Genomic DNA, 21,762 nt, shown 5'->3' with positions numbered 1-21,762 from the left:
CCTTTAAGCTTTGGTATCAGCAGCTACCTGCTTTGATTGCTTATTGAGTTGTTTCTTCAAACGATGAATTCTCAGTTGAGATCGCATGTGCATATTGCCGAAGACTAACCAAGCAAGACCAAAACCTGAAACGAAGACAACACCTAATAAGCTTGATAGGTGGAAGTCACCTTGCGCTAGCAGATAGTTGAAATTCACACTTGTTTGGTTTTGAGAGCCTAAAGCCAGTGCAATTAGGAAAAGTGCGATAACGGCGACTATTTTTATAATTTTCATAGTTCATCACTCATTGGTTAGTTAGCTGTACGATTATGCAGGAAAATTACTAATCAGACCACCATATTATGGTCATAAAAAAGCGGCATACATTATAGTATGCCGCTTTTCTTAATTCCGATAAGTAGTCTACAGTCCTGAGTTTACTCGTTCGCGTAGCTCTTTACCTGGTTTAAAGTGAGGAACGTATTTGCCTTCCAACTCAACCTTGTCACCAGTTTTAGGATTACGTCCAACACGAGGTTCACGGTAATGCAGAGAAAAACTGCCAAATCCGCGAATTTCGATTCGATCACCACTTTCTAGTGTTGAAGCCATGTGCTCTAAAATGTCTTTTACAGCGTCTTCAATTTCTTTTGCAGAAAGGTGCGTTTGCTCAGCGCACAGTCTTTCAATCAATTCAGACTTAGTCATAGTTACCCTCGTTGGTTTTCTTTTTAGAAATTATAGACCTATCGGAAAAATAAGCAAAAAAAAAGGAGCCTTACGGCTCCTTTCTTGGCTATATAGCTATAATTCTCTTAACGAGAAGCTATTATTCGCCTTTAGCAGCTTTGAATGCGTCTGCCATTGCGTTACCGAACGCGCCTTCATCAGACTTGTTCAGTGAAGCCATTGCTTCTTGCTCATCAGCTTCATCTTTAGCTTTGATAGATAGGTTGATTACGCGGTTCTTACGGTCTACACCAGTGAACTTCGCTTCAACGCTGTCGCCAACGCTTAGGATTAGAGATGCATCTTCGATACGGTCACGAGAAACTTCAGAAGCGCGTAGGTAACCCTCAACGCCTTCGATTAGCTCGATAGTAGCGCCTTTCGCGTCAACTGCAGTTACAGTACCGTTTACAAGAACACCTTTCTTGTTGTCAGCAACGTATGCGTTGAACGGGTCGTTTTCCATTTGCTTAACGCCAAGAGAAATACGCTCACGCTCTGCATCTACTGCTAGAACAACAGCAGAGATTTCGTCGCCTTTCTTGTATTCACGTACAGCTTCTTCGCCGGCAGCGTTCCAAGAAATGTCAGATAGGTGTACAAGACCGTCGATACCGCCTTCTAGACCGATGAAGATACCAAAGTCAGTGATAGACTTGATCTTACCAGTAACTTTGTCGCCCTTAGCTTGCATTTCTGCAAATGACTGCCATGGGTTAGCTTTACACTGTTTCAGACCTAGAGAGATACGACGACGTTCTTCGTCGATATCAAGAACCATAACCTCAACTTCGTCGCCAACATTAACAACTTTAGAAGGGTGGATGTTCTTGTTAGTCCAATCCATTTCAGAAACGTGTACTAGACCTTCAACGCCTTCTTCGATTTCAACGAAGCAGCCGTAGTCAGTTAGGTTTGTAACACGACCAGAAAGCTTGTGACCTTCAGGGTAACGCTTAGCGATTGCTACCCATGGATCTTCGCCTAGTTGCTTAAGACCTAGTGAAACACGAGTGCGCTCACGATCGAACTTAAGAACTTTAACTAGGATTTCGTCACCAACGTTAACGATCTCTGATGGGTGCTTAACGCGCTTCCAAGCCATATCTGTGATATGTAGAAGACCGTCAACACCGCCAAGATCAACGAATGCACCGTAGTCAGTAAGGTTCTTAACGATACCTTTAACTTCAGTACCTTCTTGTAGAGTTTCAAGAAGTTCGTCACGCTCAACACTGTTTTCAGATTCGATAACAGCACGACGAGAAACAACAACGTTGTTACGCTTCTGGTCTAGCTTGATTACTTTGAACTCTAGCTCTTTGTTTTCTAGGTGAGCAGTGTCACGGATAGGACGTACGTCTACTAGAGAACCTGGAAGGAAAGCACGGATACCGTTAAGTTCAACAGTGAAACCGCCTTTAACTTTACCGTTGATGATACCAACAACAGTTTCAGCTTCTTCACAAGCTTTCTCAAGTACGATCCAAGCTTCGTGACGCTTAGCTTTCTCACGAGAAAGTTGAGTTTCACCGAAACCATCTTCAACAGCGTCTAGAGCTACGTCTACTTCAGCACCAACTTCAACTTCAAGTTCGCCAGCAGCGTTCTTGAATTGTTCAGCAGGGATAGCAGATTCAGACTTAAGACCAGCATCTACAAGAACGAAACCGTTCTCGATAGCTACTACAGTACCTTTAACGATGCTGCCTTGTTGGAATTCAGTTTCAGATAGAAACTCTTCAAAGAGTTGAGCAAAAGATTCAGTCATTATTTAATCTTCAATAATTAAACGTCCATGGGTATCCTACCGCATGGGGTTGATAAATTCGCCGGTCATCATCCTTGCGACCAACGTTCGTACTAGCTCGGCGAAATTACCCAGCCAGTTTCGATTCAATATAGTGTAGTGCTTTTTCTACTACCTGCTCAATATTCATTGAGGTGGAATCAAGCACTAGAGCATCCTCTGCAGGGCGAAGTGGCGCCACTGGGCGATTACGATCTCGGTCGTCTCGCTCTTGGATCTCGCTCAAAAGGTCGTCAAATTTAACATCTAACCCCTTCTGTTGCAACTGTTTAAGGCGGCGACTCGCACGCTCTTCAGCACTTGCATCTAAAAATATTTTCGCTTCAGCTTCAGGGAACACGACCGTTCCCATGTCACGGCCATCAGCAACCAAACCAGGTGCCGCGCTGAATGCGCGTTGACGACGAAGCAGTGCTTCACGAACGCGAGGTAAAGCGGCCACTTTTGAAGCTGCCATGCCGGTTTCTTCTTTGCGAAGTTCACCAGACACATCTTCACCTTCTAGGATAACCTTAACTAAGTCGCCTTCAGCAATAAACTGCACGTCTAAGTGTGTCGCAAGCGGTACTAAAGCATCTTCTGATTCAGTATCCACACCATGGTGAATTGCCGCTAAAGCCAATACGCGATAGATCGCGCCTGAGTCTAGAAGATGAAAGCCTAGCTTATCTGCTAGCAACATACACAGGGTACCTTTACCTGCACCACTTGGTCCATCAACCGTAATCACTGGGCTTTGAGAAGGCATCTTTTACTCCACGTTTTGTCGTAAGTTTTATTCTGTACTAGCGATTCGCCACTACTTTATAGGCGGCATATTATAGAGACAAATTGGAAGTCGAGCGAGGTAAATCTCAGATAATTCCGAGTTGATGATGCATAAACCAATGCAACCAGCCCAATATCCGTTTGCTTAGGTCAATACGCGAGCTTAGATCCATAAGAGACGTTCGCAATTTTCTATAGACATAAAAAAGCCTCACAATAAGCAAGGCTCAGCGGTGTTCTGTAAACAGCTCAAAGAAGCTTAGCCAATAATAGCTCGAACCGCTTCTAGATCTTCAGGCGTATCAACACCTGCAGCTGGCGCCTCTTCTGCAACTGCCACATGAATTTTTTCACCATACCAAAGTACACGTAACTGCTCTAGGCACTCAATACGCTCAAGAGTACTTGGTTCCCAATTGATATAGGTATTGATAAAACCCGCACGGTAAGCGTAGATGCCAATGTGACGAAGCAGTGGAGATTTCGCTGCTGTACCGTTGTTCGCGTAAGCATCGCGATCCCAAGGAATAGTAGCTCGGCTAAAATACAGGGCATACCCATCTTTGTCAGTCACAACTTTTACGGCGTTAGGATTAAACACTTCATCAGCATGAGTAATTTCCACACCGAGTGTTGCCATCGGAGCTGTACTGTTCGCAAGATTGTTAGCAACCTGATTAATGATCGCTGATGGGATAAGTGGCTCATCACCTTGAACATTCACGATAATATGATCATCAGGAATCTTCATAACTTCAATCACTTCAGCTAGGCGTTCAGTACCTGACTCATGATTCGGTGATGTCATACAAACGGTCGCGCCAAATGCTTTAGCCGCTTTTTCAACTCGAGCGTCGTCGGTAGCGATAATAACGTGATCAGCACCCGCCTTCATTGACTGTTCGTATACCCATTGAATCATCGGCTTTCCACCAATGTCAGCAAGCGGCTTCCCAGGTAAACGGCTCGATTGGTATCTCGCAGGTATAACAACCGTATAGGACATTACTTACCCTCATCCATTGAAACGGTGCGAGCTTCAGGTTCTAAAAGAACAGGAATACCCTCTTTAATTGGGTAAGCAAGGCGATCAATTTTACAAACAAGCTCTTGCTTATCCTTGTCAAAAGTTAGTTTACCTTTACATACAGGGCAAGCAACGATCTCAAGTAGACGGTGATCCATAGTATTCCATAACCTCTTTTATTCTTTTTAAAATTTGCTGTTGCGAATCTTCATCAAACTGCGCAGAAACTGGAAGATACCACCAGTTATCTTGAGCATATTCTTCGCATTTTACAGCGTCTTTTTCTGTCATAATCAGATTCATACCTTTCTTAGCTAAGGCATGAAGTTCATCTTTATCAAAATCTTGATGGTCGGCGAAGCCCTGTGTGAAAACCACATCACCATCAAGATCTTCCAATGTTTTAAAAAAGCGTGGTGGGTGACCAATACCAGCAAAAGCCACCAACTTCTGTAGTTCTGCTACCGATATTTTCTGACCGGTCTTTAGGTTAACTGCTTGGCTTGGTAACAAAGACATAGAGAACTCTCGTCCTTGCACTTTACCGCCATTGTTAACCAAAAAGTCTACGTCATCTAAACGAGATATAGGCTCTCTTAACGGGCCTAAAGGAATTAGGCATTCGCTACCAAAGCGTCTAGCACCGTCGATAACCGCAAATTCAATATCACGTTCAAGTGCATAATGCTGAAGGCCATCATCCGTGATGATGACATCAACCCCTTCGCTCAACAAAGCCTTTACGGCGTTTGCACGCACAGGATCGACTGCGACAGGCGCACCAGTTCGCTTTCGAATTAAACGAGGTTCATCGCCAGAGTGTTCAGCAGGCGTGTTTTCATCCAATACTAACGGGTAGCTTGGTGCTTTTGCCCCATAACCTCGAGAAACCACTCCAGGCTTAAAGCCGTTAGCTTGAAGCACCTCAACTAACCAAATCACAACCGGTGTTTTACCATTGCCACCAGCGGTAATATTACCAACAACAATTACTGGTAAGGGCGGACGGTAGGTCTCTTTTTTACCGGATAGATAGGCGTCACGTCTTTGACCGCTGATCATTTTGAAAAGCAGACTCAATGGCCACAGTAGCGGCCAAAGAAGGTATTTTAACGGATGATTGTTAAACCAAATCTTTTCGATCACAACAAGGCCTAATCTTATCCGCTGAACTGAATTCGGTGGAGTTGTGCATAAGCGCCATCATGCGCGATTAGCTCCGCGTGTGCACCTCTTTCTACAATACGACCATCATCAACCACTAAGATCTCATCGGCTTGTTCGATAGTAGAGAGTCGGTGTGCGATAACCAATACTGTCTTGTCCTTTTGCAGCTCTTCTAACGCAGATTGGATCGCTCTCTCTGATTCAGTATCCAAAGCCGATGTGGCTTCATCAAGAATCAATACTGGAGCCTCTCTTAACAACGCTCTTGCGATAGCGATACGTTGTCTTTGGCCGCCTGATAGAGTACTACCATTCTCACCCACAACTGTATCAATGCCGTTTTCCATGCCTTCGATAAATTCACTGGCATGAGCAAGCTTAGCCGCATGTTCGATCTGTTCGCGAGAATATTTATCTTCTGCTGCGTAAGCAATGTTATTAGCTACCGTATCGTTAAACAGGTGTACATTTTGAGAAACAAGCGCAAAGTGCTCACGTAGGTTTCTCAATTCATAATCACGAATGTCGTGGCCATCAAGCTCAATAGAGCCTGAATCTACGTCATAAAAACGAGTAAACAGGTTCGCAATGGTACTCTTGCCCGAACCTGATCGGCCGACAAGTGCAACGGTCTTGCCTTTCGGTATATTGAAACTAACCTTGTCAAGTGCCGGTTTCTCAGCACCTTGATAAGTAAATGTCACATCTTTTACAGCAACTTCACCCGTTACGGTTTCAGGTTTCAACGTACCTTTGTTTTGCTCAGTGTCTAGATCCATCAAACCAAATAGAGTCGTACTCGCCGCCATACCGCGTTGGAACTGAGACGTGACACTAGTTAGTGCTTTTAATGGACGCATTAAACCGAACATCGCAGAGAAAATAACGGTAAATGTACCGGGAGTTAACTCAGCTCGAATAGAATCAAAGCTAGCTAAGATCAACACCGTCACAACTGCAACAGACGCAATCATCTGAATTATTGGGTTAGCGGCCGCTTGTGCTGTTACTAACTTCATACTCTGCTGGCGCATTTGGTTACTAACTTGATCAAAACGTTGCTTCTCTATATCTTGACCACCATAAGTTAGAACTACTTTATGCCCTTTCAACATTTGCTCTGCTGAAGAAGTAACATGTCCCATACTAGTCTGCATATTTTTAGAGATCTTTCTGAATCGTTTAGAAACTATAGTAATAGCCCAAGCGACAACGGGTGCGACAGCAAATAGAACTAAAGACAACTGCCAGCTATTCCAGAACATCAGCGTCAGCAAGCCAATGATACTGGCACCTTCACGCACGATACTCACCAAAGCTTTACTGGTCGCAGCAGACACCTGTTCTGAATCGTAAGTAATTCGAGATAGCAGTGCGCCCGTCTGCTCTTTATCAAAGAAAGAAACAGGCATGTGCATAAACTGGCTAAAGATCTTACGACGAATTTCCATGACCACATTACCAGAAACCCAACTGAGGCAATAGGTTGAAACAAAACCACTGACGCCACGAACAAACATCATAACAAATATGATAATTGGAAGTGTACGTAGGAAGTCTGACTCAGCGTTACCAAAACCTTCATCAAGTAGAGGCTTCAATAAAGAAATCATATAGGTATCCGAGGCGGCATTTATAATAAGCGCAATAACCGCAACACCAAGGCCGGCCTTATACAGTCGAATATAAGTCCAAAGTCTTTTGAATGTGACCCAGGTAGTTTCATCTGTTTGTGTTGACATAGAATCGCTTAATTTTCTCACAATAATCTATCTATTCTACTCCCTTACGCAGCATCTGCCTATACCACTGCCTGCCTTGTTGTTCTCTAATCGTATGATATTTCCAACCTTCCTTACTGATAGTGATGGTTATTTGTCCGCTTTCTCCGGTATCAAGCCAAGCACTACCCGTTTCATGATAACGTTCAATCACAGATTTGCTGGGCATTCCCCACTGGTTACCTTTGGCCAAAGAAGCAATTGCTAACTGAGGTGAAACTGCCTCAATAAACGGCTTAATCGACGACGAATTACTACCATGATGCGGGACAAGCATCACGTCACTCTTGAGCCGCCGACCTTCACGAGCAAGTAGCCACTCACTTACCCGTTCAATATCACCAGTTAGCAACATCGAGAATTCAGAATTGGGCTCAAAAATCCTGACCACACACGAATGTGGGTTGTACGCCCTCTTTACTCTTTGAGGTGGCCATAAAACCTCAAACTCTAGCCCCTGCCAGTTCCACGCCTCTCCAAAAATACATGTTTGGATATTCGACTGAACTTGAACCGTCGATTGTGTTTGCTGATTGATGTTCTGACTGGCTCTTATCCACTTAGGATTGTAGTTTTCAAGTAACGCCGGATAGCCACCAGCATGGTCAGAATCGAAATGACTCACTATCACACCTTCCACCTCATGAACTCCTCTCTGATTCAAGGTGGGAATCAGCAAGGATTCAACAATCGAACCTCCCTGCCACGCGTTGCCGAGATCGTAAACAACGACCCGATTGTTCTTTTCCAAAACTAAAGACAACCCATGCCCAACATCCAAGATATCGATTGTTAATTTGTTTTGCTGCTTACCAAACTCCCACCACAGTACAAAAACTGCAATGACCAATATTGATAGTGTTCGTTTGAGATATCGACTGACGAACCCGAAAAATAAGATGAGGAATACAGACAACGCCATACTGTGATTATCAACTTGAATCCAAAATCGTTCAGAGAAAGGAAGGCTAAATACGAGAGGATCAAGCGACAAGTCGACCAACATCCATAGCTGTTCAGAAAAACCATTGCTTAACGCTGTCAAACTCATCACCTCAGACACTGACTCCAATATTAAGCTAAGTAACATCGCAAGAAACAGCAGCGGGATAGTCACTACTGATACCCAAGGCAAAAGGAGCAAGTTGTAGAGAACAGAGACTAGACTCACCCCTTTGAAAAACAGTATCGAAAAGGGAGCAATAAGAAATGTCAGCATCAGCTGAATCTTGATGAGCTGCAGCAATCGAGCGATAAGAGTGGCGTTTGAAGATGATGGCCGACTATTCAAGGCAATATAAATAACGGCGCCCAACGCACCAAAGGATAGCCAAAAGCTGCTCGACAATGCTGAAAACGGCCAAATCAGCAGAACCACGCACAGGCTTAAGACGACATACCGAAGCACACTGATATTTTGCCCACGCCACAAGAAATAGCTCGCGATAATACACATCACTAAAGCTCTCAAGGTTGGCAGCGTGAATCCAGCAAACCAACTATAGAAATAGGCTAAGCCGAGCCCGAATATTGTGGGAAACCAAAGAAATGAAGGTGAGAGTAACCTGAATACCTTTCCTACCTGATAGCCGATACCAAAGGCAATCCCAATATGTAGCCCCGAGATAGCCATCAAGTGAATCAAACCACTGCTTTTAAGCAAATCCCAACGCTGAGGATGAATAAGGTCTCGATAACCAAAACTCAAAGCCATAATGAGGTCTTGATTTGCTAACTCACTTAACCTTTCAAGACGGTTTTCAAACCAATGAGACCGCATGTTGGTATTGGTGTGAATTCGATATTGGGTATCAGCTCTGTAAGTTGCATTGGCAACCACACCGGTGCTAAACAAATACTTTTCTAGATCAAAGCCTGCTTCATTGAGTTTACCCCACACTGGTTTTATTGAGACTGATAAATAGACATCATCTCCGAGCGTCAACTTAAAAGGAGTAAACAAACGCAATTTTATCAATTGAGGAAAGATTAATTTTTCGCCGCCAATTGATCTGGCTACTATTACGCTTTCAAAACCGTGGCTATTTTCACTAAAAAGGCTAACAACCGAAGCATTTATGGTAGTATTCTGCCCTGATTGGAATAAGCGACTCGTTTGTATTTCAATCGCATTCCCTAGGCAGATAACTAGTATCAATGCTGTTGCTAGACCTCTTGCACTCCGGAAAACGCTATACTTTGTTGATGCTAGCAGTAACAACAGCATCAATGGTGCCCAAACCCAATGTGGCATCACAGGCCAGAAGCTGGCAGACACAACTGTCGCAGCAAATGAAATCAAGAACCAAGTGTTAAACAAGAGAGTAGCTTCCTCCTATGCCAAGAAAGTTTATCAAACGATTTATGCCTGACCATGAGCTAATCAAGCGTCAGAAAGCATTGAAAGTTTTTGGCAATGTTTTGTACAACCCCAACTTATGGTGCCTTAATCGTCGCTCTGCGGCTGGTGCGTTCGCTGTTGGGTTATTCATGGCGTTTGTCCCTTTACCAAGTCAAATGATTATGTCTGCAGGCCTTGCGGTCGCATGTGGTGTTAACCTACCACTATCTGTCGCATTGGTTTGGATCAGTAATCCTGTGACTATGCCGGTGCTGTTCTACTTTGCTTATAAAGTAGGCGCGTTTGTGATGCATGTACCGCCTCAAGCCTTTCATTTCGAACTGTCTTGGGATTTCATCTTGGCGCAAATGAGCACCATAGGACCTCCGTTCCTGCTGGGTTGTCTGATTTGTGGTGTGGTTTCTGCAATGGTTGGCTACTTTGGTATTCGCGGGTTATGGCGTTACTCAGTAGTAAGAAGCTGGAAGAAGCGACAAGCAAGGTACTGAACGACCGTACCTTGTTATTCAATCTATCCTTGTATGCACTTCACTTAAAACGTACACAAGTGAAAATCAGATGAGCCACTGAACTCTGCAAGATTGACATGTAACGAAAGTCGTAAAGAACACGAATTGAATTCAATAAAAAAGGATCCCATCAGGGATCCTTTTTTTGTTTATGCCGTTAGTCTATCGCGCAACGTGACGTTTACTTAGCGTATTACTTCGAGCTAAGCACCGAGGCCGGGTTTAGCTTAGCTGCTCGTGAGGCTGGATACCATGTCGCCAGTAAGCTCAACACAATCGCGGTACCGGAAACCACAACAACATCCGTCATATCAAGTTGTGATGGCAAGAAGTCGACAAAGTAAATATCACCGGACAAAAACTGGTGGTCGACCAACTTTTCGAGCCCTTTGATAAGCGTAGTGAGATTAAGCGCCACCAAGACACCTATCGCACTCCCGACTAAGCTGCCTAGCACACCCGAGAATACGCCCTGCCAAACAAAGATGCGTTTAACAAGGCCGTCTGATGCGCCCATGGTTCTTAAGATCGCGATCTCCGATGCTCTGTCTTTGACTGCCATCATTAAGGTCGAGACAATATTGAAACAAGCAACACCAATAACCAGTACCATCACCAGATACATAATGGTGCGAACCAACTGAATATCTCGATACAAGAAGCCAAACTTCTGTTGCCAGCTTCGTAGATACACATACACATCAAGCTGGTTACCCACTTCACGCACAATAGAGTTTGCGTTCAGCACATCGGTCACTTTTAAAGAAACTCCGGTTACTGCCTCGCCTAAGTTTGCATAAGCTTGAGCATCGCCAATCGGGATTAGCGCCAAGCTGTGGTCGATCTGGCCATTAAGCGTCAGTAAGCCAACCACTTTCACTCGAACTCGTTTTGGCGCCTGAACTTTCACAGAACCGTTAACCGTTGGAATCATCAAAGTCAGATAGTCACCCACTTTCGCCCCCAACACGTTAGCCACACCAGAACCTAAGATGATTTGTTGTTGCCCTGCTTTAAACTCACTCCAAGCTTGTTTATCAATAAATTTCGATAGGCTTGATACCTGTTGTTCAAGTTGCGGATCAACACCGCGAACTTCAATTGCTTTGAGTTCTTTGCCCTTTTCAGCAAGCGCGGTAATTTTTACATAGGGTGCAGCCGCTACAACTTTATCATTTTTCACTGACCGCTCAATCACGTGCTCCCAGCGAGTCACTGGTTCATTCACACCCTCGAATTCACCATGTGGAATAACGGAAAGTACACGCGACTCAAGCTCTCGCTCAAAGCCATTCATTGCAGACAAACCGATAATGATCACGGCCACACCAACGGCAATACCAATCGTCGAAGACAAAGAGATGAACGACACCATTTTGTCTCGCTGTTTCGCTCGGCTAAATCGGCCACCTATCAATAGAGATAAAGAAGAAAACACTTAGCTCTCCTCTTTTTCTACGTTGACCAATAAACCATCTTGCATGTGAAGCTGGCGATCCATCTTACCTGCAAGTTCACCATCATGAGTTACTACCAAAAAGGCCGTGTCGTACTCGCGGTTTAGTTCACGCATTAAGTCGTAAATAGAAAGTGCGGTGTTGTGGTCAAGGTTGCCGGTAGGCTCATCCGCCAACACCAAAGCAGGTTTATTCACTAAAGCTCGAGCAATCGCCACACGTTGCCTCTCACCACCAGAAAGCTCTGAAGGTCGGTGGTCAACACGATGACTCAATCCAACTTTATCCAACAGACGTTGCGCCTCTTCTTTTGCTTTAGCTGGCTTTTCACCACCAATCAGCAGCGGCATTGCTACGTTTTCTAACGCTGAAAAGTCCGAAAGAAGATGATGGAATTGATAAACAAAGCCAAGATGCTGGTTACGAAGCTTCGCCTGCTTATTTGAGCTCAAAGATGCTAAGTCTTGTCCGAGAAAGCTCACGCTGCCGTCAGACGCATCATCCAATGCCCCTAAAATATGCAATAACGTACTTTTACCGGAACCAGAGGTACCAATGATAGCGACTAGCTCACCCTTTTCGATTTCAAAGCTGACTCCCTTGAGAACCTCAGTATCTAACGAGCCTTCACGGTACGTTTTACGGATATCATTACATTGAAGAAAATTACTCATAACGAAGGGCCTCAGCAGGTTTCACAGACGATGCACGATAAGATGGGAATACAGTGGCAATCAAGCTAAGTGCAATAGCCAGAACCACAACAACAGCGATTTGAATTGGGTTAATTAAAATTGGCAACTGTCCACCAAATGAAAACAGAGCAACACCCATCGCCTCTAAAATAGTATTGAGGTTCATCGCTAGAGCAACGCCTAACACGCCACCTGATAGGGCACCAATCACGCCGCTACTTGCGCCTTGAACCATGAATATCCCCATAACTTGACCATCGGTCATGCCTTGGGTTTTAAGAATAGCCACTTCAGACTGCTTCTCCATCACCACCATGATAAGTGCCGAAATAATATTGAAAGCAGCAACACCGATGATCAGCCCAAGCATTAAGCCCATCATATTTTTTTCCATTCGAACGGCCTGGAATAACTCACCACGTTGGTCTCGCCAATCACTCCACAACCAACCTTCAGGTAGCTTTTGGTTTGATAGTTTCGCCACTTCAAACGGGTCTTCAAAGAACAAGCGCCAGCCTGAAATGGTATCGGATTTATAGCGCATCAAACGCCCAGCATCTTTAATATCTGTCACCATCAGTTGAGCATCAATATCAGAACCTGTATTGAAGATGCCTGCTACCGTGAAATTCCGTTGGCTAGGAATACGTCCGAGCGGTGTGTATTGACTGGCACTGGTCACCATCAGGCGAACTTTGTCACCCATAGATACCTTCAAATTTCTCGCCAAGGTATGGCCAAGAAATAGCTGATACTGACCCGCTTTAAGTGAAGACAATTTACCCGCAATCAAGTGGTTCTGAAGAGGGTCATCTGAATTAGGTTCAATGCCGATCAACAGACCTGCAGATAACTGAGCAGGACTTTGAATTACCGCTTCACTGCGGACAATAGGCTCAACGTGACCATTGAGCGACATTTGCTCTGCAAAATTAGGCGCTTGAGCAGAAAGTGATGTTGTGCCTCCCTGCTCGTAAACGACGGCTTGAGGAAGGACACCGAGAATTCGGTCTTTTAACTGCGCTTCGAATCCATTCATTACCGATAAAACAGTAACCAAAGACAGCACACCAATGGTGATACCTGCCGTCGACATATAAGAAACAAAACGGCTAAAGCGATCACCTGAACGACCTTTCAAATAGCGCAGGCCAACAAACAACGAAATAGGATGAAACATACTTTGAACCATCTAAAGGGGATGCGGGTTAATGTAACGGGTATTGCTGTTACTGTGTAGGGGTTAATTGAAAATATAGAGTGAATTAACTCAATTAGTTAGGCTTGAAAAACAGAACCTTGTCAAATAGCCAACTTTCAAACAACTATTTGAGACTTTCAATTAACTGACCTTGATTACTGCGGCCACATAGCGATAATCAATAGATCACTTCAAGGAACTAACGCATGACAGAACAAGAGTTTTTCACCGTTCACCACAGCCTCACCGCGAATATTGAACCAATGGACAGCGGCTTCACTTTACCTTCTCAAATTCAATTCGAATCTGAGATCCCTGCCCCGTTTGTCGTGGCAAGTGAATTTAGCCAATTGGATCTATTAGCTGACAGTGCTCGCAACGAACTGAAAAACAGCGACTTGAAGAATGTCATCAGTTTATTGGATGCACAGAACTCTAAATTAAACCTCTTGTTGAGCTTTATGTTATCGCAACAAGATGATGAACAATTTCGTACCCACACGTATTCATTTGGCGCGAGTCAGTTCTCTTGTTTTTCCAAAACAGATATCGAAGCGGGTCGCTTAGTTAAAGCTAAGCTCTTTATCGAGCACCCAGCCGCCGCTATTTATTGCTACGCAGAAGTCTTCGCTAGCGAACCAAAAGATTCAGGCTTCGAAATCAAATTCAAATACGCTCATCTTCGTGACACTGACCAAGACTTGCTGATCAAAGCTGCGCTTCATCAACAACAAAAGCTCTTACGTCAACGCTCTCTAGAACGAGATAACAAGTAAATAGACATGACAAAACAATCCATTTTTACACTACCTAAGCTCAAAGGTGCCGGTGATAAAAAACACATCGGTAACCTAGTTGGTTCATCTCTCGCGCTTGCTATCGCTAGACTTGCGGAGCAGCATAAAAGCCATACTTTACTTGCAGTGCCCGATCCTCAAATCGCACTCAAGCTTCAATCAGAAATTGAACAGTTTACGTCACATGAAGTGGCGCTATTCCCTGATTGGGAGACTCTGCCATACGACAGCTTCTCACCGCACCAAGAGATCATTTCTGACCGTATAGCGCGACTTTATGCACTGCCAACGTTAAAAGATGGCATCACGATCGTACCAATCAGCACGCTACTACAACGTCAGTCGCCACGTGACTTCTTGTTGCAGCACACCTTAATGGTGAAAACGGGCGATCTGTACTCGTTAGAGAAGCTGCGTCTTCAACTTGAAAAGTCTGGCTATCGTTACGTAGACCAAGTGTTTGGCCCGGGTGAGTATGCGAGCCGAGGTTCAATTCTCGACTTGTTCCCAATGGGCAGCAAAGACCCGTATCGTATCGACTTCTTCGATGACGAGATCGACACCATCCGTACTTTCGATCCTGAAAATCAGCGCTCTATCGAAGACATCTCTGAGATCCGTTTGCTGCCAGCTCACGAGTTCCCAACCTCTGAAAGTGCTATTGAAGATTTCCGCATTCGCTGGCGCCAACAGTTTGATGCGCGCCGTGAACCAGAATCGGTTTATATGCAGGTTTCAAAAGGCACTTGGCCCGCAGGTATTGAATACTGGCAACCGCTTTTCTTCGACCATACTGAAACCTTGTTTGATTATGTTGCCGATGAAGCGCAAATCCTCGTTCTAGGTGATGTCGAGACTGCGGTAGATTCATTCCTAACAGACGTTTCTCATCGATACGAACAACGCGGTGTTGACCCATTACGACCACTGCTGAAACCTGAACAACTTTGGCTACAAAAAGACGAACTGTTCGCACATTTCAAACAAAAGCCACAGGTCAATCTGAGCTTAGACTCAATTGAAGAAAAAGCCGGACGTACCAACCTTCCGGTTGTGTCTCTGCCTGATCTCAGCGTTCAACATCAGAATAAAGAACCTTTGTCTAACCTAAGAAAGTTCACTGAAGCCTTCGACGGCAAAGTGGTCTTTTCGGTTGAGTCTGAAGGCCGCCGTGAAGCATTGAGTGAATTGCTTCGAGGCATCAAAGTTCGTCCAAGCGAAGTTGAAAACCTCGACGCGGCGATTAAAAGTAAAGATAAGTTCACCCTGATCCTAGGTTCTGCTGAGCATGGCTTTATCCACGAAGAGCAAAACATCGCCCTTGTCTGTGAAAGCGACCTGTTAGGTGATCGCGTTGTACAACGTCGTAAGAAAGACAAGAAAAGCGTTAACAGCGACACTGTAATTCGTCACTTAGCCGAACTTAAACCTGGTCAACCTGTTGTTCACATTGACCACGGTATTGGTCGTTACATCGGCCTGCAAACACTTGAAGCGGGTGGTATGAAAACCGAATACGTAACGCTTGAGTATCAAAATGATGCCAAGTTATACGTACCGGTTGCTTCTCTGAACTTAATCGGACGCTACTCTGGCGGCGCTGAAGACTCTGCACCACTGCATAAGTTAGGTGGTGAAGCATGGCAGAAAGCTCGTAAGCGCGCCGCAGAGAAAGTTCGTGACGTTGCAGCCGAACTGCTTGATGTTTACGCCAAGCGTGAACTAAAACCTGGCTACAAGTTTGTACTCGATCGTGGCCAATACGCGACCTTCAAGTCTGGCTTCCCGTTTGAAGAAACGGATGACCAAGCAATGGCCATCAATGCCGTTATGTCGGATATGTGCCAAGCAAAAGCCATGGATCGCTTAGTGTGTGGTGACGTTGGTTTTGGTAAAACCGAAGTCGCGATGCGCGCGGCATTCGTTTGTACCGACAACAGTAAACAAGTAGCCGTGTTAGTTCCAACCACCCTACTTGCTCAGCAACACTTTGAAAACTTCCGAGACCGTTTCGCGAACCAACCGATACGTGTCGAAGTTCTGTCGCGATTTAAATCAGCTAAAGAACAGAAATTGATCATGCAAGATGTTGCCGACGGTAAGGTCGACATCTTAGTGGGTACTCACAAGCTGCTTTCCAGTGACCTTAAGTTTAAAGACCTTGGCTTGTTAGTCGTCGATGAAGAGCACCGCTTCGGTGTGCGCCAAAAAGAGAAAGTGAAGGCGATGCGCGCGGATGTCGATATCCTCACGCTAACCGCGACACCGATTCCGAGAACGTTGAATATGGCAATGAGCGGTATGCGAGATCTTTCGATCATCGCCACACCACCCGCACGACGCTTAGCAATAAAGACTTTTGTCCGTGAGAGTGATGACGCGATAGTCAGAGAAGCGGTACTGCGTGAAATCATGCGTGGTGGTCAAGTTTACTTCCTGCACAACCAAGTCGACACGATTGAAAAGACGGCTGAGTCACTACAAAAACTGATTCCAGAAGCACGTGTCACCGTTGCCCATGGTCAGATGCGAGAGCGAGAGCTAGAACGCATCATGAATGACTTCTATCACCAGCGTTTTAACTTGCTAGTGTGCACAACCATCATCGAAACGGGTATCGACGTACCAACGGCAAATACCATCTTAATGGACAGAGCCGATAACCTTGGTTTAGCGCAACTGCACCAATTGCGTGGGCGTGTGGGTCGATCTCACCACCAAGCTTATGCCTACTTGCTAACACCTCCCCCGAAAGCAATGACCAAAGATGCCGTCAAGCGATTGGACGCCATTGCTTCACTTGAAGACTTAGGTGCAGGCTTTACGCTAGCAACCCATGACTTAGAGATTCGTGGTGCAGGTGAACTACTCGGTGATGAACAGAGTGGTCAAATCCAGTCGGTTGGCTTTACGCTTTACATGGAGATGCTTGAACAAGCGGTTGAGGCATTAAAAGAGGGACGAGAGCCATCGCTTGATGACCTACTGCGTGAACAAACTGAAATTGAGATGCGCCTGCCAGCACTGTTGCCTGATGACTACATCCCAGACATCAATACACGTTTGTCTACCTATAAGCGTATTGCGAGTGTGAGTGACACCGACGAATTGGCCGAGTTGAAAGTCGAGCTGATTGATCGCTTCGGCCTTCTACCTGATGCTACCAAAAACTTGTTGTCAGTTTCTGAGCTAAAATTAGCCGCGGCGTCAATCAAAGCGAAGAAAATTGAAGCTCACGATAAAGGTGGATTCTTAGAATTCTACCCAGATGCTGACATAAACCCGGCCTACCTTGTTAAACTGTTGCAATCTCAACCGCAAAAGTTTTCAATGGAAGGACCAACAAAGTTCAAGTTTACGATACCATTGGTCGACAGACGGAAACGAATTCAATTTGTTAGTGATTTATTGGGCGAATTCAGACAGAACTTGCTGCCTTCAGCATAAGACCCAATCCACTTGCACATATAAATTATCCAGCCGATAGATCAGCTGGAAGACGGAGTAAAAATGAAAAGACTGATCCCACTGCTACTATTGTTCGTCTCACTGCCAAGTTTGGCGCAGAGACAATTTGATATAGAAGTGATCATTTTTAAGCGTGCTGTTGATGCAGAAAAAGTGAATGAATCTTGGCCTAACACACAGCCTAAGATTTCACTTGAGCGCGTTGGTTCATTTCAAGATACCCAATACCGAGCAAAGAAAGGCGTTCAAATGCTGCCTTACTCGGAATACAAGTTAACGCCTCAGAAAGACAAGCTACGTAAACACGCTGGTTTTGAAGTGCTAATGCATACCGCTTGGCGTCAGGGCGACCAAGGTAAGAGCTCGGCACCTGTATTCCACATTCAAGCAGGTAAAGATTTCTCTAAAGACTTCAACGCTGACGGTTCAGAGAAAGGTGCAGTAACTGCAGCAAATACTGATGGCTTCAAAGAAGAGACCATTGATAAGCCACTATACGAATTAGACGGCAAGCTACAAATCTACGTTCAGCATTACCTCTACGCTGAAACAACATTGGATTTAAAAGCGCCGAGCGTTCGTGAAGTGACTCTTCAAGAGCAACAAATCGAGCTAGATTCACCAGTAAGTGGCGCCGAAAGCAATGTTCAAGTGGGCAACCTCACTGAAATCTCTCCAACTGTTGAAGTGGAAGAGTTCCTTAAGAGCTACCGCATGGACCAAAAGCGTCGTATGCGCAGTACTGAGACTCACTACCTTGATCACCCGCTTCTTGGCATGGTGATTCAAGTTCGACGTGTGGCGCAGTAAGTTACTTGCCGATTCGGCTATAATTATATAAATAATTCAATCCGCCCTCCTAGTGAGGGCGTTTTATTAAGTGCTATCTTTATTCTGTACTGGATCCTTTGTTCAGTACTTACATGTAATTCGGTATTTCTTATGAGCCCTGACTTTCAGATCAATACACAAAATCTCAGCCTCAAAATTATTGAAGCCTCAGACGCTCAAGAATTTTCACAGCTGGTTAAGTCCTCCCCGAGTTTATTGCCATGGCTCGACTGGTGTCATAGCGAGTTTTCTATCATCGAGGCCGAGAAATTCATTCTGGCGACTCGCTTAAACTGGGTTAAAGCCGAAGCGTTTGGCTTTGGTATCTTCGAGCGAAAAAGCGATAAGTTAGTCGGTATGGTGGCCATTAATGAGCTTTACCACACCTTTAACATGGCAAGTTTAGGTTATTGGGTGGGTGATGAATTTCAAAGAAAAGGGATAGCCAAGGAAGCGATGCTTGCCTTATTTGAATTTTGCTTCGCACTGCTCAAGTTAACGCGTTTGGAGATTGTCTGCGATACAGAGAACCTACCCAGCCAAAAGCTGATCGAGAAATGTGGCGCTGAACGCGAAACCATTGCTAAGAATCGCTTTATCTTTAACGGTAAGCCGAAAGATGGCGTGGTTTATTCAGTGCTACCTCCAACCTCTTAACAGCTTAATAGCTTAATAGCTTAATAGCTTAATAGAGTAACAATCCGTCACAACACGCAGTCGACACGATCAAAAAAAGAGCTCCGAAGAGCTCTTTTTTATTATCAGCGTAACGCCTTTAGCAGGCTTGCCTGATTAGTGGAGCTTTAGGTTTGGACGAAGTACACGGTTAATACGACCAACTAACATCATCAGCGATGTTTTAATTAGTCCGTGAAGCGCCATCTGATGCATACGGTACAAAGAGATGTAAACGATACGAGCAATACGACCCTCAACCATCATCGAACCTTTAGTTAGGTTACCCATCAAGCTACCTACCGTAGAAAATCGGCTTAGCGAAACAAGTGAGCCTTTATCTTAATAGATGTAATCTTTCAGGTCGCGGCCGTTTAACTTAGCAATGATATTGCTAAATGCACAACTTGCCATCTGGTGAGCCGCTTGTGCACGTGGTGGAACGAATGAACCATCTGCTTGCGTACATTGCGCTAAGTCACCAATAGCAAAGATATTGTCATCAAGCGTAGTTTGTAGCGTATTTTTCACAACCAACTGGTTGATACGGTTCGTCTCAAGACCACCGATATCTTTCATGAAATCTGGCGCTTTAATGCCTGCAGCCCAAACCATGATTTGTGCTGGGATCTTCTCACCATCTTTAGTCGTTAGGCCGTCAGCATCAGCTTGTGTAACCATTGTAGTCGTACGCACAGTTACACCAAGCTTCGTAAGCTCAGAGTGCGCTGCGCTCGAAATACGAGGAGGTAGGGCTGGAAGAATACGCTCACCTGCTTCAACAAGGTTAACGTTCAGCTTGCTTGAATCTAGATCGCCAAAGCCATAAGTACGAAGCTCTTTAACCGCGTTGTGCAGTTCTGCAGAAAGCTCAACACCTGTCGCGCCAGCACCAACAATAGCAATATCCACCGTGCCTTGGCCGTTCTTAGCGTGAAGCTTTAAGAACTGGTTGTTCATTTCTGTACGGAAACGGTGCGCTTGCTCTGGACTATCAAGGAAAATACAGTTGTCGCGAACACCTGGTGTGTTGAAGTCGTTTGACGTTGAACCTAGCGCCATCACAAGAATATCGTATTCAAGTTCACGGCTTGGCATAAGCAGTTCACCGTGGTCATCTTTCAGTTCGCTCAAAGCGATCACTTTACGTTCACGATCGATGTCGTTCAGGCTGCCCATTTGGAAATCGAAGTAATGGTTTTTTGCGTGCGCGCGGTAGCTTAACGCATCAACACCCTCGTCCAATGAACCCGTTGCTACTTCATGAAGTAATGGTTTCCATAGGTGGCTTGCTTTACGGTCTACCAGAGTAATCTGGGCACGTTTTTTACGACCTAAAGTGCGGCCTAGCTTAGTTGCTAGTTCTAAACCACCAGCACCACCGCCTACTACGATAATTTTTGTCACAATGACAATCCTCTACAAAATGAATAAATGGGGTTCGGCTCGATTACTCCAACCGATAAATTCTATGTATCTACTCGGCCTTGAATGCGAAGGCTGTTACAAATTGGATTACCGCGAAAAAGAATAACGACAGCTCACCGAGTAGTTAGAGGGGTTACAAGCAACAAACATTGGCTTGCCGCTTTGCTCACTTGGATAAAAAAGGTGACTACCTGAGAGGTAGAGCACAAATAATGGGCAAGTTTTATCACTCGCTCTCAATTTTTCTTGATATTTATCAAAATATTTTGCTTGGGAACATTATATATAGCAAAAAGATGACCGCAACAAAAATCCTTACCCACAATGAGGATTCGCGGCGAATTAGTTAACGTTTGCGCAAACTTATCTTTAAATGCTCAAACTCTTCAAAAAATAACTACAACCATTTGATTAATGTTCGGCTCTTGGGTTCAGATGTAAAAAAAAGCAGCACTCAATTGAGTACTGCTTTTATAAAATAACTGGAATAATTAAGCGTTTTTAAACGCTTTCATTGTCTTCAAGTGCTGAGAGATTTTTTTGAACTTATGACTCTCTTTTTCGTCCCAGATGACATCATAATAATCTTCTAACGCGGCAGCTGTTTTGGTATTGTCGTGAATCTCATCTTCACGAGAAAGCACCACTAAACAGCGACCTTTGTTCTTCATACGATATTGAGCAACACACTTAGTCGCGATGTCTTCGTACTCTTCTGGACGGTCAATTCGACCTACCATGTTGTTCTCAGGGTGCAGATTCGGGTTGAACACCACCTGCTTGATACCACATAAAAAACCAATACGTTCAGACCAAAAACCACCTAAGCCTACACCACAAATGATCGGATGCGGGTCATCGGATTGCTCTATCACTTTATGCACTTCTTTTAGCAAATGTTGCATATCGTGTTTTGGATGCAAAGTACTGTAGTTGATGAAACGAACGTCATCATCAATGAATTGCAACTGCAGTATTTTTTCGTGATTGCCCGGGCTAGTTGAGTCGAAGCCATGTAGATAAATAATCATTAGTACCTCCTTGTTGAATATTGGTACGTTTTAATTAATCTAAC

18 protein-coding genes and 1 pseudogene are annotated in these 21,762 nt (G+C 44.6%); 5 read left to right on the top strand and 14 right to left on the bottom strand.

Annotated elements, in window-relative coordinates; genetic code table 11:
- Positions 1 to 3: 3 nt before the first annotated feature.
- The 9 genes from H5300_RS11680 to H5300_RS11640 form a co-directional block, all read right to left on the bottom strand.
- A complete protein-coding gene (locus tag H5300_RS11680) occupies positions 4 to 276 on the bottom strand; it encodes a LapA family protein (RefSeq protein ID WP_004734544.1) in 273 nt (90 codons plus the stop codon).
- A 129-nt stretch (positions 277 to 405) separates the two neighbouring features.
- Positions 406 to 690, bottom strand: a complete 285-nt coding sequence (gene ihfB, locus H5300_RS11675; RefSeq protein WP_010439923.1) for an integration host factor subunit beta — start codon at positions 688 to 690, stop codon at positions 406 to 408.
- Positions 691 to 811: 121 nt separating this feature from the next.
- A complete protein-coding gene (rpsA, locus tag H5300_RS11670; RefSeq protein WP_017057038.1) occupies positions 812 to 2,482 on the bottom strand; it encodes a 30S ribosomal protein S1 in 1,671 nt (556 codons plus the stop codon).
- Positions 2,483 to 2,588: 106 nt separating this feature from the next.
- Positions 2,589 to 3,269, bottom strand: a complete 681-nt coding sequence (gene cmk / locus H5300_RS11665) for a (d)CMP kinase (protein WP_017060237.1) — start codon at positions 3,267 to 3,269, stop codon at positions 2,589 to 2,591.
- A gap of 279 nt (positions 3,270 to 3,548) precedes the next feature.
- Positions 3,549 to 4,295 carry a 3-deoxy-manno-octulosonate cytidylyltransferase gene (gene kdsB, locus H5300_RS11660; protein WP_182796025.1) on the bottom strand — a complete coding sequence of 249 codons (747 nt, stop codon included), beginning with the start codon at positions 4,293 to 4,295 and terminating at the stop codon, positions 3,549 to 3,551.
- A complete protein-coding gene (locus H5300_RS11655) occupies positions 4,295 to 4,474 on the bottom strand; it encodes a Trm112 family protein (RefSeq protein ID WP_004736429.1) in 180 nt (59 codons plus the stop codon). Before H5300_RS11655 ends, kdsB begins: the two co-directional genes overlap by 1 nt.
- The gene (gene lpxK / locus H5300_RS11650; RefSeq protein ID WP_102441471.1) at positions 4,455 to 5,462 is read right to left on the bottom strand and encodes a tetraacyldisaccharide 4'-kinase; all 1,008 of its coding nucleotides are present in this window, start codon (positions 5,460 to 5,462) and stop codon (positions 4,455 to 4,457) included. The genes H5300_RS11655 and lpxK overlap by 20 nt, the downstream gene beginning before the upstream one ends.
- A 14-nt stretch (positions 5,463 to 5,476) precedes the next feature.
- The gene (msbA, locus tag H5300_RS11645; RefSeq protein ID WP_102441472.1) at positions 5,477 to 7,225 is read right to left on the bottom strand and encodes a lipid A ABC transporter ATP-binding protein/permease MsbA; all 1,749 of its coding nucleotides are present in this window, start codon (positions 7,223 to 7,225) and stop codon (positions 5,477 to 5,479) included.
- A gap of 31 nt (positions 7,226 to 7,256) precedes the next feature.
- Positions 7,257 to 9,584 carry a DNA internalization-related competence protein ComEC/Rec2 gene (locus tag H5300_RS11640; RefSeq protein WP_182796024.1) on the bottom strand — a complete coding sequence of 776 codons (2,328 nt, stop codon included), beginning with the start codon at positions 9,582 to 9,584 and terminating at the stop codon, positions 7,257 to 7,259.
- Positions 9,585 to 9,601: 17 nt separating this feature from the next.
- Between H5300_RS11640 and H5300_RS11635 the strand changes: the two genes are divergently transcribed.
- Positions 9,602 to 10,114, top strand: a complete 513-nt coding sequence (locus tag H5300_RS11635; RefSeq protein WP_017078948.1) for a DUF2062 domain-containing protein — start codon at positions 9,602 to 9,604, stop codon at positions 10,112 to 10,114.
- A 214-nt stretch (positions 10,115 to 10,328) separates the two neighbouring features.
- Here H5300_RS11635 and lolE read toward each other — a convergent pair whose 3' ends face one another.
- Genes lolE through lolC form a run of 3 tightly spaced genes read right to left on the bottom strand, consistent with a single transcriptional unit; the run spans position 10,329 to position 13,467 of the window.
- Complete coding sequence (gene lolE, locus H5300_RS11630; RefSeq protein WP_102332958.1) at positions 10,329 to 11,573, bottom strand: lipoprotein-releasing ABC transporter permease subunit LolE; 1,245 nt, start codon at positions 11,571 to 11,573, stop codon at positions 10,329 to 10,331.
- Entirely contained in the window at positions 11,574 to 12,266 is a 693-nt protein-coding gene (gene lolD / locus H5300_RS11625; RefSeq protein WP_017083246.1) for a lipoprotein-releasing ABC transporter ATP-binding protein LolD, read from the bottom strand. It lies immediately after the preceding gene.
- Positions 12,259 to 13,467: a lipoprotein-releasing ABC transporter permease subunit LolC gene (gene lolC, locus H5300_RS11620; protein WP_182796023.1), complete on the bottom strand. Its 1,209-nt coding sequence runs from the start codon at positions 13,465 to 13,467 to the stop codon at positions 12,259 to 12,261. Before lolC ends, lolD begins: the two co-directional genes overlap by 8 nt.
- A gap of 227 nt (positions 13,468 to 13,694) precedes the next feature.
- Between lolC and H5300_RS11615 the strand changes: the two genes are divergently transcribed.
- The 4 genes from H5300_RS11615 (at position 13,695) to H5300_RS11600 (ending at position 19,241) form a co-directional block, all read left to right on the top strand.
- Positions 13,695 to 14,264, top strand: coding sequence for a hypothetical protein (locus H5300_RS11615; protein WP_004736257.1), 570 nt, complete (start codon positions 13,695 to 13,697; stop codon positions 14,262 to 14,264).
- Between the two features lie 6 nt (positions 14,265 to 14,270).
- Positions 14,271 to 17,732 carry a transcription-repair coupling factor gene (mfd, locus tag H5300_RS11610; protein ID WP_182796022.1) on the top strand — a complete coding sequence of 1,154 codons (3,462 nt, stop codon included), beginning with the start codon at positions 14,271 to 14,273 and terminating at the stop codon, positions 17,730 to 17,732.
- 63 nt (positions 17,733 to 17,795) lie between these two features.
- Positions 17,796 to 18,563 (top strand): peptidoglycan binding protein CsiV, encoded by a 768-nt coding sequence (locus tag H5300_RS11605; protein ID WP_017086100.1) that lies wholly within the window; start codon positions 17,796 to 17,798, stop codon positions 18,561 to 18,563.
- Positions 18,564 to 18,695: 132 nt separating this feature from the next.
- The gene (locus H5300_RS11600) at positions 18,696 to 19,241 is read left to right on the top strand and encodes a GNAT family N-acetyltransferase (protein WP_054541055.1); all 546 of its coding nucleotides are present in this window, start codon (positions 18,696 to 18,698) and stop codon (positions 19,239 to 19,241) included.
- Positions 19,242 to 19,376: 135 nt separating this feature from the next.
- On the opposite strand, the pseudogene H5300_RS11595 reads toward H5300_RS11600, so the two are convergent.
- Both H5300_RS11595 and ycfP read right to left on the bottom strand, forming a co-directional pair.
- Positions 19,377 to 20,666: pseudogene (locus tag H5300_RS11595) on the bottom strand (NAD(P)/FAD-dependent oxidoreductase).
- Positions 20,667 to 21,178: 512 nt separating this feature from the next.
- Positions 21,179 to 21,718, bottom strand: a complete 540-nt coding sequence (gene ycfP, locus H5300_RS11590; RefSeq protein WP_004736262.1) for an alpha/beta hydrolase YcfP — start codon at positions 21,716 to 21,718, stop codon at positions 21,179 to 21,181.
- Positions 21,719 to 21,762: the final 44 nt, after the last annotated feature.

The organism is Vibrio sp. SG41-7 (assembly GCF_014164465.1).
Lineage (GTDB): Bacteria > Pseudomonadota > Gammaproteobacteria > Enterobacterales > Vibrionaceae > Vibrio > Vibrio splendidus.
This window is presented reverse-complemented; position numbering and strand designations above follow the sequence as displayed.

Coding starts and splice junctions, on each gene's coding strand:
- H5300_RS11655 (WP_004736429.1), bottom strand. CDS start 4,474: ATGGATCACCGTCTACTTGAGATCGTTGCTTGCCCTGTATGTAAAGGT.
- H5300_RS11600 (WP_054541055.1), top strand. CDS start 18,696: ATGAGCCCTGACTTTCAGATCAATACACAAAATCTCAGCCTCAAAATT.
- cmk (WP_017060237.1), bottom strand. CDS start 3,269: ATGCCTTCTCAAAGCCCAGTGATTACGGTTGATGGACCAAGTGGTGCA.
- lolC (WP_182796023.1), bottom strand. CDS start 13,467: ATGTTTCATCCTATTTCGTTGTTTGTTGGCCTGCGCTATTTGAAAGGT.
- lolD (WP_017083246.1), bottom strand. CDS start 12,266: ATGAGTAATTTTCTTCAATGTAATGATATCCGTAAAACGTACCGTGAA.
- ihfB (WP_010439923.1), bottom strand. CDS start 690: ATGACTAAGTCTGAATTGATTGAAAGACTGTGCGCTGAGCAAACGCAC.
- H5300_RS11605 (WP_017086100.1), top strand. CDS start 17,796: ATGAAAAGACTGATCCCACTGCTACTATTGTTCGTCTCACTGCCAAGT.
- ycfP (WP_004736262.1), bottom strand. CDS start 21,718: ATGATTATTTATCTACATGGCTTCGACTCAACTAGCCCGGGCAATCAC.
- mfd (WP_182796022.1), top strand. CDS start 14,271: ATGACAAAACAATCCATTTTTACACTACCTAAGCTCAAAGGTGCCGGT.
- H5300_RS11635 (WP_017078948.1), top strand. CDS start 9,602: ATGCCAAGAAAGTTTATCAAACGATTTATGCCTGACCATGAGCTAATC.
- H5300_RS11615 (WP_004736257.1), top strand. CDS start 13,695: ATGACAGAACAAGAGTTTTTCACCGTTCACCACAGCCTCACCGCGAAT.
- H5300_RS11680 (WP_004734544.1), bottom strand. CDS start 276: ATGAAAATTATAAAAATAGTCGCCGTTATCGCACTTTTCCTAATTGCA.
- msbA (WP_102441472.1), bottom strand. CDS start 7,225: ATGTCAACACAAACAGATGAAACTACCTGGGTCACATTCAAAAGACTT.
- kdsB (WP_182796025.1), bottom strand. CDS start 4,295: ATGTCCTATACGGTTGTTATACCTGCGAGATACCAATCGAGCCGTTTA.
- rpsA (WP_017057038.1), bottom strand. CDS start 2,482: ATGACTGAATCTTTTGCTCAACTCTTTGAAGAGTTTCTATCTGAAACT.